Source organism: Sulfurimonas sp. (assembly GCF_026988655.1).
Lineage (GTDB): Bacteria > Campylobacterota > Campylobacteria > Campylobacterales > Sulfurimonadaceae > Sulfurimonas.
In genome coordinates, this window is sequence record NZ_JALSKT010000080.1 from 71,625 (window position 1) to 84,896 (window position 13,272).

General features: G+C 34.2%; 17 protein-coding genes. 5 read left to right on the top strand and 12 right to left on the bottom strand.

The window, feature by feature from the left end; all coding sequences use genetic code 11:
* Positions 1 to 6: 6 nt before the first annotated feature.
* The 4 genes from MV052_RS08940 to MV052_RS08955 all read right to left on the bottom strand — a co-directional run bounded on the left by MV052_RS08940 (position 7) and on the right by MV052_RS08955 (position 1,621).
* Positions 7 to 300 (bottom strand): chorismate mutase, encoded by a 294-nt coding sequence (locus MV052_RS08940; RefSeq protein WP_297443426.1) that lies wholly within the window; start codon positions 298 to 300, stop codon positions 7 to 9.
* Positions 301 to 413: 113 nt separating this feature from the next.
* Positions 414 to 536 (bottom strand): hypothetical protein, encoded by a 123-nt coding sequence (locus tag MV052_RS08945; RefSeq protein ID WP_297443429.1) that lies wholly within the window; start codon positions 534 to 536, stop codon positions 414 to 416.
* A gap of 19 nt (positions 537 to 555) precedes the next feature.
* A complete protein-coding gene (locus MV052_RS08950) occupies positions 556 to 762 on the bottom strand; it encodes a hypothetical protein (protein ID WP_297443432.1) in 207 nt (68 codons plus the stop codon).
* Between the two features lie 4 nt (positions 763 to 766).
* Positions 767 to 1,621 (bottom strand): S1-like domain-containing RNA-binding protein, encoded by an 855-nt coding sequence (locus tag MV052_RS08955; protein ID WP_297443435.1) that lies wholly within the window; start codon positions 1,619 to 1,621, stop codon positions 767 to 769.
* Positions 1,622 to 1,744: 123 nt separating this feature from the next.
* On the opposite strand from MV052_RS08955, the gene MV052_RS08960 reads away from it, so the two are divergent.
* The gene (locus tag MV052_RS08960; protein WP_297443439.1) at positions 1,745 to 2,917 is read left to right on the top strand and encodes a hypothetical protein; all 1,173 of its coding nucleotides are present in this window, start codon (positions 1,745 to 1,747) and stop codon (positions 2,915 to 2,917) included.
* 109 nt (positions 2,918 to 3,026) lie between these two features.
* Positions 3,027 to 3,224 carry a hypothetical protein gene (locus MV052_RS08965; protein WP_297443442.1) on the top strand — a complete coding sequence of 66 codons (198 nt, stop codon included), beginning with the start codon at positions 3,027 to 3,029 and terminating at the stop codon, positions 3,222 to 3,224.
* 21 nt (positions 3,225 to 3,245) lie between these two features.
* Here MV052_RS08965 and MV052_RS08970 read toward each other — a convergent pair whose 3' ends face one another.
* The 5 genes from MV052_RS08970 to MV052_RS08990 form a co-directional block, all read right to left on the bottom strand.
* Positions 3,246 to 4,418 carry an NnrS family protein gene (locus MV052_RS08970; RefSeq protein WP_297443446.1) on the bottom strand — a complete coding sequence of 391 codons (1,173 nt, stop codon included), beginning with the start codon at positions 4,416 to 4,418 and terminating at the stop codon, positions 3,246 to 3,248.
* Between the two features lie 8 nt (positions 4,419 to 4,426).
* A complete protein-coding gene (locus MV052_RS08975) occupies positions 4,427 to 5,686 on the bottom strand; it encodes a spore photoproduct lyase family protein (protein ID WP_297443449.1) in 1,260 nt (419 codons plus the stop codon).
* Between the two features lie 26 nt (positions 5,687 to 5,712).
* Positions 5,713 to 6,213: an Hsp20/alpha crystallin family protein gene (locus tag MV052_RS08980; RefSeq protein WP_297443452.1), complete on the bottom strand. Its 501-nt coding sequence runs from the start codon at positions 6,211 to 6,213 to the stop codon at positions 5,713 to 5,715.
* Between the two features lie 65 nt (positions 6,214 to 6,278).
* The gene (locus tag MV052_RS08985; protein WP_297443455.1) at positions 6,279 to 6,962 is read right to left on the bottom strand and encodes a Crp/Fnr family transcriptional regulator; all 684 of its coding nucleotides are present in this window, start codon (positions 6,960 to 6,962) and stop codon (positions 6,279 to 6,281) included.
* 114 nt (positions 6,963 to 7,076) lie between these two features.
* The gene (locus MV052_RS08990; protein ID WP_297443460.1) at positions 7,077 to 7,706 is read right to left on the bottom strand and encodes an NAD(P)H-dependent oxidoreductase; all 630 of its coding nucleotides are present in this window, start codon (positions 7,704 to 7,706) and stop codon (positions 7,077 to 7,079) included.
* A 102-nt stretch (positions 7,707 to 7,808) separates the two neighbouring features.
* On the opposite strand from MV052_RS08990, the gene MV052_RS08995 reads away from it, so the two are divergent.
* Genes MV052_RS08995 through MV052_RS09005 form a run of 3 tightly spaced genes read left to right on the top strand, consistent with a single transcriptional unit; the run spans position 7,809 to position 10,068 of the window.
* Positions 7,809 to 8,156 (top strand): hypothetical protein, encoded by a 348-nt coding sequence (locus MV052_RS08995; RefSeq protein ID WP_297443463.1) that lies wholly within the window; start codon positions 7,809 to 7,811, stop codon positions 8,154 to 8,156.
* An 18-nt stretch (positions 8,157 to 8,174) separates the two neighbouring features.
* On the top strand, positions 8,175 to 9,398 hold the full coding sequence (locus tag MV052_RS09000; protein WP_297443466.1) for a PAS domain S-box protein: 1,224 nt from the start codon (positions 8,175 to 8,177) through the stop codon (positions 9,396 to 9,398).
* Positions 9,388 to 10,068, top strand: coding sequence for a response regulator transcription factor (locus MV052_RS09005; protein ID WP_297443469.1), 681 nt, complete (start codon positions 9,388 to 9,390; stop codon positions 10,066 to 10,068). The genes MV052_RS09000 and MV052_RS09005 overlap by 11 nt, the downstream gene beginning before the upstream one ends.
* Here the strand turns inward: MV052_RS09005 and MV052_RS09010 are convergent, their stop codons facing one another.
* Genes MV052_RS09010 through MV052_RS09020 form a run of 3 tightly spaced genes read right to left on the bottom strand, consistent with a single transcriptional unit; the run spans position 10,069 to position 13,021 of the window.
* Complete coding sequence (locus MV052_RS09010) at positions 10,069 to 10,770, bottom strand: anaerobic ribonucleoside-triphosphate reductase activating protein (RefSeq protein WP_297443472.1); 702 nt, start codon at positions 10,768 to 10,770, stop codon at positions 10,069 to 10,071.
* A complete protein-coding gene (gene nrdD, locus MV052_RS09015) occupies positions 10,736 to 10,888 on the bottom strand; it encodes an anaerobic ribonucleoside-triphosphate reductase (RefSeq protein WP_297443475.1) in 153 nt (50 codons plus the stop codon). The genes MV052_RS09010 and nrdD overlap by 35 nt, the downstream gene beginning before the upstream one ends.
* Positions 10,889 to 10,909: 21 nt before the next feature.
* Complete coding sequence (locus tag MV052_RS09020) at positions 10,910 to 13,021, bottom strand: ribonucleoside triphosphate reductase (RefSeq protein WP_297443478.1); 2,112 nt, start codon at positions 13,019 to 13,021, stop codon at positions 10,910 to 10,912.
* Between the last annotated feature and the right edge of the window lie 251 nt (positions 13,022 to 13,272).

A 13,272-nucleotide genomic window follows, 5' to 3' on the forward strand; every position in this document is an offset into this window, starting at 1 on the left:
TTATACTTAAAAATTCCCACCATTTCTAAATTCACTAATTTCAGTTTCTACCATTTCATCTATCATTATATTGAAAAGTTCAGAAATCATGTTAGGATTTACATTTAATTCTATGGCTTTGGATCTTACTTTTTGCATAATATCATTAATCCTATCTTCTGCTTTTACCTCTTCTACACTCTCTTTAAAGCTTGCAGCTTGACGGATAAGATGACTACGCTCAGCAATTAGCTTAACCAGTTGTGAATCAATTTTATCTATTTCTTCTCGTACTTCTTGCAACGATGTACATTTTTTCATTTAGCATTCCTTTTTGATAGTATAGTTAACACTATTGTAACAATTAAACTATATAATCTTTCTTACGATTCTTCATATATAGCTTTAAATTTTTTTTCACTATGAATTAATTTTTATCGCTCTATATCTTTGTTTATCCATGCAAGATAAGCTACTACAACTATTAAAATAGTGAACATTATTATCCAAATTATAAAATCACCACCAGTTGCTGCTTTTTCGACATGTTCATTCATATTTATTTCCTGCTATTTTTTAATTAGGCTTTATCATTTTTTTTATACTTTTTGGTAGATGTGCATAAGCAATATTTTTTGTACCCATATATATACCATCTTCGTGTACACTAACATCTACAGTCATAGTTTGAGGCATAAAACGCAAAAGTTTAAATTCATTGTTTTTTTCTTTATAGTTCAGGTTTTGATTAGAGAGTTCTATCAGCTTTTTTTTCTTTGCCATTGTTTTAACCTTTTAAGTAGATACCGGTCTCTTTGACTTCGATTTTACCCTCATCTTGTAGTTTTGTTAGACTGCGTTTAAAATCTTTTTTGCTCAAACCAAATACTTGTTTAATCAGCTGGGCATCACTTTTGTAGTTATATGGCATGATACCTTTGTTTTGTTTGAGAAGAGCATATACTTTATTGGAAGATGAACCGTCTTTTTTAGTCCCTGGTTTTCTTAAGGCAAGGTCAATATTTCCATCTTTTCGTACTGTTTTAACAAATGCAGTTCTTTTATCTCCAAGTTTTACATCTTCAAATATTTCATTATGGTAAATGAGTCCTTCATACTTACTATTTACAATACATTTAAAGCCAAGTGGTGTTTTGGAAATAACAACTATTTCAACTTCTTTGTTTGGAGATAAACCTTTTACATTACGATCAAAAAAATCACCTAATTTTTCAGTACCTACAAGACGATGTGTCCGTTCATCATATACAACTTGAATGTATCTCTTCTCACCAACTACAAAAGGTGCCTTTTGAAACATATTTGGAACGAGTAAATCTTTTGGTAAACCCCACTCCATAAAAGCACCAAAGGGTGCAACATCTTTAACTTCTAGTAGTGCAAAATCATCGAGCATTGCAAGTGGTTTATTTGTAGTGGCAACAAGTCTATCTTCTGAATCTGTATATAAAAATACATCCACTAAGGCATTTTCAATCATATCGTCAGTAGCATATTGTCCAGGGAGAAGGACATCGTTACCATCTGCTGCCATAAGATAAAGACCAGGAGTCGTATCTCTATCGACTCGAAGTGTATTAATTTTTCCAAGTTCTAGGTATCTATTTATTTCTTTTTTCATAGGTTATTCCGTTTATATTAATATTATAGTAATTATAGCCAATCAAGAGAGATTAAAGCTATTTACAAAGAATAATTACATATAATAAAATTAATATTATATGAAGTTAAAAAAGGTTGAATGATGAATAAAATTGTATTAAGTGGGTCAGTTATTGTACTATTGACTATGTTAAGTGGATGTGGGATGGGGGAGACATTAACTCCAGCACAAATGGAAAAAGTAAAAGAGTTTGATCTGACACAGATAGATGTCTTAGGTGATGCAATACATAAGGGAATGAATGATGATGAACTTATATTTTATGCACCTGTAAATATAGTTAAAGCAAAAGAAGATTATGAAAAAGCATTAGAAGCAGAACAAAAAGACGAAAAAATGGCTTTTTATCTTGCTGCAAAAAAAGAACTTGATAAAGCATATGAGACAAAAAAAACAGTAAAAAAATACTTAAATGATGTTGCAAAAATTGATGAAAAAATGCAAAAACTAAATACACAAGAGATATTTAGAGATAGATATGAGAATTTTAAAGATGAATATAGTGATCTTATCATTACAATGGATAAAGGAAATGTATCTGAGGCTTTAGTTGACAAAAAAGAAGTTCTTTTAAATGCAAAAGATTTATATGGTGATGCGGTTGTATATAGAAATATCAACAAAGCAAAAGTGATTTTGAATAAGATGGAAGATGAAAATTTAGACGAGAGAGCTCCAAAGCATTTTGAACAAGCACAAAAAATCTATGAAGAGTCAAGGTTACAAATTAAACGAGAACCAGATAATAAACAATTGATACAGAAGCTTGCAAAGGAGACAAATAATGCAGCCTTGTATGCACAAACATTAGCAAAAGATGTTGCAAAAATAAAATCTCTCAGTGATGAAGAAAGTTATGAGTTTTATTTTGATGTACTGCACCATAATATCGCTTCATTAAACACGAAAGAAGCAGTGGAACCTATCTTACCAGTAAGCATAGATGAGAAAATTTTATATTTAAAAAATCAAACGAAGAGTGAAAATACAAATAAAATACTAAAAGTAAAAGAAAAAATAGAAAAACAAGAGTCAGAGAAAGAGCTAGTGGAAGTGGAAGACGTGAATGTATCTACTATGCCTACTACTGTAGAAATAGCACCAGAGAATGAAAAAAATGTAAACGCAGTAGACAATGCAAACGCAGTAGAAAAAGAGTCTCTATCTAAGCCAGATGAAGCTAGCCAAGAGATGAATACTCCAGTTAGTTTGGATGCTGTACAAGCACCAACAGAAGAAGAGACTCAACAATAAGAGAGAAATATAACTTAGAATTTTTTTTAGATATTAATTTATTTCAGGGGCTAAGTGTATAGCAAGAATTTATGGATATTATTCCATAAATTTATACAAGGAAATAAATATGTTTAAAATTATAGTAGATAGAGAATGTGGTTGTTTTAAAAGAAGTGACTTACAAAACAATATCGAAGTATCGTCAAAAGATGAGGCATTAACAAAATCACTAGAGATGGTTCAGCATATGAATAATGAATTTTGTGCTAAACACAAGTTTAAAGTAGAAGAAGTAGGCGATACATTCTTAGTTAAAATGCAATAATATATAGGTAGAATTATCTACCTATGCTTTACTTCCAAGAATTAAAATTTTTCCATACCTTACTCCCCAGATGACAAAGAGTACTAGCCAAGCTGTAAATGAAAGATCAAACAAAAAGTTCAACTCCCATCCTAAAGCAATATTTATACTATATAAAGCACGAAGTAAAACTACAGCTTGAATTGTGAGAAATATTTTTGTAGCAAATTTATCTGCATGAGGAGATAGTCCTGCATGTCCAAGTATGACACGTGTTCCAAAACCAATAAGCACAGTGCTAAGAAAACCAATTGCCAAAAGATGAACATCAAGATAGTAAAAAGAGGTATCTAAAAATATTTCAGCTATTTCACTTATTGCTGCAAAAGTAAACGCAGTAGGAAGCCAAAATAAAGCAAGGTGGAGTACCCATAAAATAGGAGGGGACTGCAAAGGATGTAAATCCCATCGTAACAACTCTTTTAAAATAGATCCTGCTAAGAACAGATCCACAACAATTTTTCCCAGTGTAAAGTGTAATGAACTAAAAAGACTCTCCAAGATAAAAGACAGAAAAACAACTTTGATAAAGTTACTGTTTTTTTGAGCAAAGGAGTGAGAAAAAAATGGAATCATACGTTGAGCAACACTAAAAGCTAAAAAAATGAGATATAGATAAAAAGAGATATTGATAGCTGCGTTTAAAAGCAGTGGAAAAAATTGACTGAGTAAAAAAAGTACATTGCCAAAAAGACCAAAATAGACTGCGTTTAGAATCCAGAATGAGTCTGATTTATCAGCTGTTTGCGCTATAGTGTATATGTTTTGTAATGTGCGTACAATAAAATAATGTGAAACTAAAGTGATAAACATAGCAAAAATAAGAATAATCTCAGAAACAAATGCTCCAAGTATAAAAAGTATTGAGGCTAGAATATTTGCATAAAAAATATTGATATATCGTTTTTTTGCAATGACCTGCGTCTGGTTAAACCTAGGAAAGGTAGTAAATAAAAATCCAGTAAAGAAGTTTGTAAATACTAAATATATAAGGGAATAGCTGTGAAATGTGAGAGTATCAATTTCTAGGCTCATTATACCTTTGTAGCTTAAGGCAAATAGAAGCATCATAATCACTGCGTTTACAACACCTAAAGTAAAATAGGGCTGATGTGGTTGGGATAAAAAATAGTTCTTTTTATTTGCAGTGATCATAGTTGTTCCTATATTAGATAATCTTGACCTATTTTTTTAGAATAAGACGCCAACATTGCGTGTTCAAAGTCATTATTTGTAGCATATTGGTAACCAAAAGTTTTTGCCCAGAGTTCATGAGGTTCCATACATAGATAAAAGAATACTTTGTCATCTGTATGCTGCCAAGGAGCAAAGCTTTCATAAGCATGTTTAAACATTTCAATCTTTGTCGCTTCAGGGTAAGATGTTTTTCCGCTTGCATCTTCATGCGGAATTTGTGTAATCTTACTTCTAAATTCTCTTTCACGTAACTGCTTGATGACAGGTTTGATAAAAGTGAGCGTTCCAAAGCTAACAAGTGCTACTTCTGATGGTTGGAAGTTTAGTATAAGTTTTTCATATACGGCTTGATATTCATCAAGATATCCTTCATATTCAACGATAGGATGAAAATGAAATCCGACTTTTACACCTTTATCTGCGAGCTTTCTTGCTGCGTTTATACGTTTATCAAGTGAAGCAGTAAGGTGTTCTTCGTTATCCACAATGGTTTGGGTGTTTAAACTCCAAGTACAGAGAATATTTTTTGGTACTTCATTTTCGAGTAGATATTTAATATTATCTGATTTTGTTTTGAACTCTAAGATTACATTTGGGTTTTTACCTGCAAATGCAAACAGGGCATCTAAAACACCTTCGCGGTTACCAAACATCAATGAGTCTGAAGCTTGTCCTGTACCAATGTGGTAAGTTTTATTTGGATCTAGCTCAAGCTTGAGGAGTTTGTCTGCAAAACTACTGTCAAAGGTAATGGTATTTTGATTGTAAAAACTTTGTATTGAGCAGTATGAACAATCAAAACCGCAACTCTCAACAGCATCAAGAGTAAGCAGGTTGCAACAACGTGTTTTTTCACTTGCGACAGGGCAAAGTCCTAGTCCAAATCCTTCTTTAGATTCTGTTTTAAAAGTGTATTTTTGCTCTTTAGGGATATTTTTTAAAGTGAAATTTTTATAAGAGTTTGGTTTGTTTCGTATACTTTCATACTCTTTTACAAGTCTTGAAAAAACTACTTTTCTTTGTGAATGCTGGGGGAAAATGACACTGATTCTTTTTTCATCCCACATCCCCAAGTCTCGTGCGATATTAATGATTTGTTTTATCTCTTGGTGAGAAAATTTATATTCAAAAGCTTTTTCTTGTATGAACTCTTGTTCATGTAAAGGAAGCTTTTGAAAAAAAGTTTTTGCAATAGCGTTGTTAAATTTTTCTGCATATGAATTCATAAAGGAATTCTAGCAAAAAAACTTTATTATTGAATAGGTATAAGTTTGACTTTCGGCTTTTTCAGCTCTTTTCTTGGAATAGTAATCGTTAATATTCCATTATCATATTTTGTTTTGAGTTTGTCTTTGTCTATATCTTGAGGTAGTTGAATCATACGCTTAAAAGAGCCGTAAAAAATCTCTTGTTTGACATAGTTGTTTTCTTTTTCTTTTTTAGATTCTTTTTTTACTCCCTCAATATTTAAGATATTATTTTCATCAATACTAAGTTTGATGTTTTCTTTTGGGACACCAGCAAGATCAAATTCAAGTATATAAGTACTATCAGTATGTTGCATATTTGTTCTTGGGTAACTAAGGTTGTTGAGTTTTGCATTACTAAAATGAGTTTGTATTAAAGAATCAAAATATTGATTCATTTTTGCGAACTCTTTATCATAAGGATTGCTTGGAACAATGTCATTTGCAGTTACAGAAACTGATGTAAGAATAGATGCAGCAATCATACTTCCAATAATTTTTTTCATATCGTATCTCCTAGTTTTATTTTTAATTCTATATCTTTTGGGTTAATAATGAGTAAATTATAAAATTATTTTAGTAACATTTTTGAGCTTTTTTCAAGAAGCTTTTGTAGGCTGTTTATTTTGATATTACGTCTGCTTGTTGCAATGATATTTTCAGCTTTGAGCTCTTTTATGCTTCGTTCAAGTACATGACGTACTGTTCCTATGAGCTTGGCTATTTCTGTATTGGATAAATTTTGTAAAAGTTGATATCTAAATTTGTTTTCCGGGTTAAGATTTTGAACTAAAAGATTTAAAAACCTTTCTTTCGTATCATAGAGTGCTAACTCTTCTGCTAGCTCTTCTGTATAACGCATATGCGCTGCAAGATAAGGAAAAATCTTTTTGTTAAATGCAGGGTAGTTTTCAAGCCAGTAACGAACTTTATCTATGGGAATACGCAAAACATTAGCATCTTCAATGACTTCATAAATAACCTCATGAGGCTTTCCATCAAGCAAAGATATGAGATCAAACATATCTCCGCGTTTGTATATAAAAAAAGTCTGCTCTTTATTCGTTTGAAAGTTTATTTGGTAAGTTTTTACTCTACCATCTACTATGACATAAAAGTATTTTAGTAAATCATCTGGATAAAAAGGAGAAGATCCCTTTTTGTAGCTAAATTGGGTAGAGTATTTGTAAAACTCTTCTTCAAACGCAGTAGTGGTATTTGACAAGAGTTCTAGTTGTTTGGAATTGTTTTTCATAGAGAAATTGTATCATATAAGAAGAGTAAAAAATAGGTGTTAGTGAATTTGTTTTTAAATATGTTACATATTGTAGTTTTTAAAATAGGCTTAAACAGTGAGAATTTAAAGGGATTAATCTCTAAATTCTACTACTGTTTCAAAAGGAAGTCTAAGCTGTTTTGATTGAGGATTCAATCTATAACCAAAAGGCAGTACAAGTGCAACTTGATATTTATTTGTGTCAAGTTCAAGAATATTTTCAACTTTTTCTTTTTCGAAACCTTCTATTGGACATGAATCTATACCAATAAACGCAGCTCCACTCATCATATTTGCAGCGGCAATATAGGTTTGCCTTGCACTCCAGCAGTAAATGTTTTCATCACTGCTGAGTGTTTTTTTTAAATGTTTTGCATAGAGCTCCATATACATATCAAGTGATTCTTGCGGCATATCTCGTCTTGCAAATCTTTTTTTGACTTCTCCTGATTCCGGTTTGAGACTCTCAATTCCGGCAAGAATAACAACAAGATGGGAACAAGAAGTAATTTGCACCTGATCCCAGCAGACAGGTCTGAGTTTTGCTTTTAACTCTTCATTGGTAATGACTAGAAACTTCCAGGCTTCCATACCAAAAGAAGAGGGCGATTTTCTACCGCACTCTAAAATAAAGCGTATATCTTCATCACTTATTTTCTTTGTTTCATCAAATATCTTACAGGCATGACGAAAGTTCATTGCATCCATAAATTTATTTTGCATTTGTAATCCTTTAAGTGCCTAAGCATAATATGTCAAATTGCCATAAATTATAAGGCAGTTTTGTAAATATCTTATAATCATAGCAGAAAAATCAGGAGCGGGATGATGGTTTTAGGAAAATGTCCATATTGTGATGATGGAGCAATAGAAGTACGGGACAAAGAGGTGAGGGGCAAAAAGGTAAAACTCTATGCCTGTACAAATGCACACTGGATGACAGAAGACGGGGAGATGTTTGAAGTGACGCAAGAGTCTACATGCAGTTTTAGAATATGGCAAAATACTTTGGCGAAGTATGGCAAATGGCTAAACTATAAAGAGGTGCGAGAACTTTTAAGCGAGGGTGAGCTTGAAGTGGAGCTTTTGAGTAAAAAATACGGTAAAAAAATCCACTACACTAAAACAGTTGTTCTCAATGAAGAGTATGGTGTAAGTGTACTTTGGGATTAGTTTCGCTAGAATTTAGTTATGTTGGAACAGTACAAAGAAGCGATTGAAAAAAGCAATATCATCTCCAAAACCGATGTCAGCGGTATTATTACTTTTGTCAATGATGAATTTTGCAAAATTTCGGGCTATACAAAAGAGGAACTGCTTGGTAAAAATCACAATATCGTAAGAGACCCTGACGTGCCTGCTTCTATATTTAAAGCACTGTGGGAGACGATAAAAGCAAAAAAGACCTACAAAGCTACGGTAAAAAACAGAGCCAAAGACGGAACAACTTTTTATGTCAATACGACTGTAATTCCTATACTTGATAAAAATGATAATATCGTAGAGTTTGTAGCGATTCGTTATGATGTGACACAAGAGGTTTTTTATAAAAAAAGTTTGGAACAAAAAGAGAGAGAACTGCAAGAACTCAACGAAAACCTTGAAAAAAGAGTAGAGGAAAAGACAAAAGAGCTAAAAAAACTCAATGAAACACTCGAACGCAGAGTCCGTGAAGAGATAGCCAAAAATGAGGAGAAACAGAAAGTCATGTTTTGGCAGTCACGGCTTGCAAGTCTGGGTGAAATGCTGGCAAATATCGCACACCAGTGGAGACAACCGCTCACAGAACTCACGCTGACACTCTTTAGTCTAAAAAAAGCCGCTGTTAACGGAAATATGCAAGAGCTTGAAAATCTTTACAGTGAGAGCAAGGCAATTATACAGAATATGTCTACAACCATAGATGATTTTACCAACTTTTTTAAACCCACAAAACACAAACACTACTTTAAAGTGGCTGACAGCATCAATGAGTCGCTCAATATCTTGGAAAAAATCATTATAAAAGAGATGATCAGTGTCCATACTGAGTTTGAAGATGTGGAAGTCTTGGGTAGTGCAAACGAGTTGACACAGGTGATTATCAACCTGATTCAAAACTCAAAAGATGCCTTTTTGCAATCTTCTGTTTTGCTAAAAGAGATATATATCGGTGTAAAAAAAGAGCAGGATTTTGCACTTATAGAGCTTGAAGACAATGCGGGCGGTATACAGGAAAAAGAGATATATAAAATTTTTGAGCCCTATTTTACAACAAAACACTCCTCTTCGGGTACCGGGCTCGGACTCTTTATGTCGAAGATGATTTGTGAGCAGGGGCTGAACGGTTCCATAGATGTGCTTTCAAAGAGAGGACGTACAAAATTTATTATAAAAATTCCACTTCAAGAGAGGGGCCCAGAGAATGCGAAATAAGTTTTTGAAAAGTCTGAAAATCTTACTTGTCGAAGATGAAGAGAACCTTGCATTGTTGCTTAAAAATGCGATAGGAGAGAATTTTCACAGTTTTTTGCTTGCCAAAGACGGGAATGAAGGTTTGCGGATTTATAAAAAAGTTTTGCCGGACATTGTAATCACCGATATTATGATGCCAAACAAAACCGGTCTGGAAATGGCCAAAGAGATAAAAAGTATCAATCCTGAGAGTAAAATTATCATACTGAGTGCTTTTAGTGATGTGGGAAAACTTTTGGGTGCGATTGATACAGGTGTCGTCAAATACTTTATCAAGCCTTTTGATCCGGATGAGCTACTCGAGTATATTCTTTCACTCGAAGGTATGATAGGCAAAAAGCTTATAGAACTGCAAGAGGGGTTTGTATTTAATAAAACTACCAACAGTCTATATAAAAACAACCGATATATTGCACTTTCAAAAAAAGAAGTTTTATTTTTAAAAACACTTGTAAGAAATTATGAGAGAGGTGTTCCTGTATTGGAGTATGAAGCAATAAAAAAAATGATTTGGGAAGAGGCGGTAAGTGGTGAAAGACTGAGAACATTTATAAGACGCTTTCGAGCTAAAACCTCAAAAGCCTTGCTTTCAAATGTAAAAGGAAGAGGCTATAAAATAGCGTTAGGCTAGTTATCTCCAAATAATTGGAAAGTCACTTTTTAAAAGGGATTTGTCAAAGAGTTTTGAAGGTTTTTGAAGGTTTGCTAGTGTATTTTGTGTGTCGAGAAATTTTTGAATATAGTAATTTTTATTGTATCCTCTTTCTTTGAGATCATTCAGTATAAAGTTGATATCATCACTGCTGAGCAAATCTGCATGGAAAGTGGTTCTCACTTCAAATGGAACATTGCTTTGCAACAGAAGATCAAGTGTTTTGCTAAACTCATGATATTTGTTTGAGTGTGTGATTTGGATAAATTTATATTGTGGTGCTTTGTAGTCAAGTGCAACAAAATCAAGCAGATCCAAATCAATAAGTCTCTTTACATGTAAGTAGTTTGTACCATTGGTATCGAGTTTTATCAAAAATCCGAGCTTTTTAATCTCTTTGCAAAAACCTGTCAGTTCATAAGAAGAAGCCTCTCCTCCCGAGAGAACAACCGCATCCAACAGGCCTCTTCTTGTTTCTAAAAAGGCAAGAGCATCTTCAAGTGTGTAGTTTCCCTCTTTTGCAAAGACTATATCTTTGTTGTAACAAAAATCACAACGCATATTGCATCCGCTAAACCAGAAAATAGACGCGAGATGCTCAGGGTAGTCCAAATGGGAAAATTTGCTTATATCATAGATGCATTTTTCACTCTTTAAACTGTTTTCGCTCTTTGTGTTCACCTGTTTTTCCTGTATTGAAACTTTCAATAGGTCTGTGATACCCCATGACCCGTGTGTAGACTATACATTTTTGTCGTTTATCTTTGAGTGTATTTAAAATCTCATCTCTTTTTAGCATAATTTTTCTCCTTATAGAATGCTACATTGCCTCTTTTTGCTGGGTGCTTTCATGTGCATGTATCAGTTCATCGTCACATTTTGGACAATACTCGTGTTCTCCTGAGAGATAGCCGTGTTTTGGACAAACACTAAACAGCGGCGTTACTGTAATATAGGGGAGCCTGAAGTTTGTTATAACATTTTTTACAAGCTTGCGGGCAGCTTCTGCTGAAGAGAGTCTCTCTTGCATATAGAGATGCAATACAGTCCCTCCGGTATATTTTGTCTGCAGATCATCCTGCAGTGTCAGTGCCTCAAACGGATCATCCGTCAGACCGACGGGAATCTGTGATGAGTTTGTATAATAGATGTTTTCATCCATACCGGCCTGTATGATTTTGTTCCCGTATCTTTTCTTGTCTTCTTTGGCAAATCTGTAGGTTGTTCCCTCCGCCGGTGTCGCCTCAAGATTGTAAAGATTTCCGGTCTCTTCTTGAAATAAAACCATCCTTTCTCTTATGTGGATGAGTATTTCGGTTGCAAAGTCAATTCCCTGTGTTGTGCTGATATCATAGGCTCCGTTAGAAAAATTGAGTATCATTTCATTCATTCCGTTCACACCAATGGTGGAGAAATGGTTGTTAAATCCGCTCAAATACCTTTTTGTATAGGGAAAAAGACCCCGTTCAAACATTTCCTCAATAAAGACCCTTTTTTTCTCCAGAGTGGATTTTGCATATTCCATTAACTCATCAAGTCGCTCCAGCAGTGCCGACATATTTCCTTTGTGAAAAAATCCCAGTCTTGCCATATTGATGGTCACAACACCGATGCTTCCGGTCATCTCCGCACTGCCAAAGAGACCACCGCCTCGTTTAAGAAGTTCTCTTAAATCAAGCTGTAGTCTGCAACACATACTTCTGACATGCCCCGGTTTGTAGGCTTCTTCGTTTGCAACAAGTTTCCCGTTTTTATCTCTTTTAAATTGGCTCCTTATGAAATTTTGAAAATAGGAAGAGCCGATTTTTGCCGTGTTTTCAAACAGCAGATCTGTATTTTCTCCATACCAGTCAAAATCTTCAGTGATATTGACAGTAGGTATGGGAAATGTAAAAGGCTGACCGGTTTTGTCCCCCTCAGTCATAATCTCATAGTAGGCTTTGTTGATGATGTGCATCTCTTTTTGAAAATGTTTATATGTCATACTCGTGAGGGATGCGGCACCCCTCTGCTGTGCTTTGAATCGTAGATGAGTATCTGAAATATTTTTAAAAAGATGCTCTTGCTTACATGTAGGTATCTGATCTTTGAGGTCATCGGGAACATTCCAGTCTATAGTGATATTTGTAAAAGGTGATTGTCCCCATCGTGCAGGAACATTAAGGTTATATATGAAACTGCGAATACTTTTTTTTACCTCCTTGTATGAAAGTTGATCCTTAAAAAGATAAGGTGCAAGGTATGTGTCAAAAGATGAAAAAGCCTGTGCTCCAGCCCATTCACTTTGTAAAATACCCAGAAAATTTGCCATTTGTCCAAGGGCTTCGCGAAAATGTTGCGCTGCATCACTCTCAACTCTCCCCCTTACTCCGTTAAATCCTTCATCAAGAAGAACTCTCAGACTCCAGCCGGCACAGTAGCCGGTAAGGCAGTCTAGATCATGTATGTGATAGTCCCCGTTTCTATGCGCATACCCTTCTTCTTTTGAGTAGACTTTGTCCAGCCAGTAATTTGCTATAACCTTTCCTGCCGTATTGTTTACAAGCCCTGCATTGGAGTATCCTGTATTGGAGTTGGCTTTGATTCTCCAGTCACTCCCGCTGATATACTCTTCAATCGTCTGCGTAGAGTTAATATAGGTTGTGTCTTCTCTCAGAAGATTCTCTCTTTGGAGTTTATGCAGGTGTCGATAGAGCATGAACGAACGCATGACATCAAACTGTTTTGCTTTGTACAACTCCTGCTCTATAATGTCTTGTATGTCTTCTACGGCAACAACCCGTTTGGCATCGAGTTTTTGTATAACTTTTTTGTAAATTGCTTCGTCAACATCTACATTCTCACTTAAAAAAGCTTTTTTGATGGCATCTTCTATCTTGTATGCGAAAAACTGTTTGTAAGAACCGTCTCGTTTTAAAATATATTCTACCATCTATTTCTCTCCTTCTTAAATGATAGTGGCAGTTTATAGAAAGTGAAGTTAAAAATCACTAATAGTTTTTGTCACTTTTGTGTCACTGCATGTGCGATTAATAATACTTTTACATTGTTTTGGATATAATTCCCATCCACTTTACTGTTTTAACAAAGCAAAGAGTATTTCTACCTATGTAATTATATATAGATAAAAGTATTGGCAAGCGAAGTTACAACAAGTACTTCGTGCTTGCCTAGAGGCAGTAA

What these genes read in the sequence shown, in the direction of transcription:
- MV052_RS08940 (WP_297443426.1), bottom strand. Translation starts at nt 300, where the DNA reads ATGAAAAAATGTACATCGTTGCAAGAAGTACGAGAAGAAATAGATAAA.
- MV052_RS08945 (WP_297443429.1), bottom strand. Translation starts at nt 536, where the DNA reads ATGAATGAACATGTCGAAAAAGCAGCAACTGGTGGTGATTTTATAATT.
- MV052_RS08950 (WP_297443432.1), bottom strand. Translation starts at nt 762, where the DNA reads ATGGCAAAGAAAAAAAAGCTGATAGAACTCTCTAATCAAAACCTGAAC.
- MV052_RS08955 (WP_297443435.1), bottom strand. Translation starts at nt 1,621, where the DNA reads ATGAAAAAAGAAATAAATAGATACCTAGAACTTGGAAAAATTAATACA.
- MV052_RS08960 (WP_297443439.1), top strand. Translation starts at nt 1,745, where the DNA reads ATGAATAAAATTGTATTAAGTGGGTCAGTTATTGTACTATTGACTATG.
- MV052_RS08965 (WP_297443442.1), top strand. Translation starts at nt 3,027, where the DNA reads ATGTTTAAAATTATAGTAGATAGAGAATGTGGTTGTTTTAAAAGAAGT.
- MV052_RS08970 (WP_297443446.1), bottom strand. Translation starts at nt 4,418, where the DNA reads ATGATCACTGCAAATAAAAAGAACTATTTTTTATCCCAACCACATCAG.
- MV052_RS08975 (WP_297443449.1), bottom strand. Translation starts at nt 5,686, where the DNA reads ATGAATTCATATGCAGAAAAATTTAACAACGCTATTGCAAAAACTTTT.
- MV052_RS08980 (WP_297443452.1), bottom strand. Translation starts at nt 6,213, where the DNA reads ATGAAAAAAATTATTGGAAGTATGATTGCTGCATCTATTCTTACATCA.
- MV052_RS08985 (WP_297443455.1), bottom strand. Translation starts at nt 6,962, where the DNA reads ATGAAAAACAATTCCAAACAACTAGAACTCTTGTCAAATACCACTACT.
- MV052_RS08990 (WP_297443460.1), bottom strand. Translation starts at nt 7,706, where the DNA reads ATGCAAAATAAATTTATGGATGCAATGAACTTTCGTCATGCCTGTAAG.
- MV052_RS08995 (WP_297443463.1), top strand. Translation starts at nt 7,809, where the DNA reads ATGATGGTTTTAGGAAAATGTCCATATTGTGATGATGGAGCAATAGAA.
- MV052_RS09000 (WP_297443466.1), top strand. Translation starts at nt 8,175, where the DNA reads ATGTTGGAACAGTACAAAGAAGCGATTGAAAAAAGCAATATCATCTCC.
- MV052_RS09005 (WP_297443469.1), top strand. Translation starts at nt 9,388, where the DNA reads ATGCGAAATAAGTTTTTGAAAAGTCTGAAAATCTTACTTGTCGAAGAT.
- nrdD (WP_297443475.1), bottom strand. Translation starts at nt 10,888, where the DNA reads ATGCTAAAAAGAGATGAGATTTTAAATACACTCAAAGATAAACGACAA.
- MV052_RS09020 (WP_297443478.1), bottom strand. Translation starts at nt 13,021, where the DNA reads ATGGTAGAATATATTTTAAAACGAGACGGTTCTTACAAACAGTTTTTC.